General features: G+C 64.5%; 1 protein-coding gene. It reads right to left on the bottom strand.

The window, feature by feature from the left end:
* The coding region (locus IV91_RS0115480) for an ABC transporter ATP-binding protein (protein WP_031599570.1) at positions 1 to 304 on the bottom strand (304 nt) is incomplete at both ends.

Genomic DNA, 304 nt, shown 5'->3' with positions numbered 1-304 from the left:
AGCGGCATCACCGACGGCGAGGGCTTCATCGACGATGAGGAGATCGGCATCGACGTGGGCGACGAGGGCGAAGGCGAGGCGGGCATGCATGCCTGAGGAATAGAGTTTGACGGGATAATCGAAGAAGTGACCGATGTCGGCGAAGTGGGCGATGTCGGGGATACGTGCTTCGATGGTGTCGGGGTCGAGGCCGAGGAGGGAGGCGCCGAGGCGGATGTTTTCGCGGCCGGTGAATTCGGGGTTGAAGCCGGTGCCGAGTTCGAGCAGTGCGGCGATGCGGCCGCGGGTATGGAGGACGCCTTCG

It is taken from the genome of Ferrovum myxofaciens (assembly GCF_000735045.1).
GTDB lineage: Bacteria > Pseudomonadota > Gammaproteobacteria > Burkholderiales > Ferrovaceae > Ferrovum > Ferrovum myxofaciens.
The sequence above is the reverse complement of the archived record's forward strand: the minus strand, read 5'-3'. Positions and strand labels throughout refer to the sequence as shown.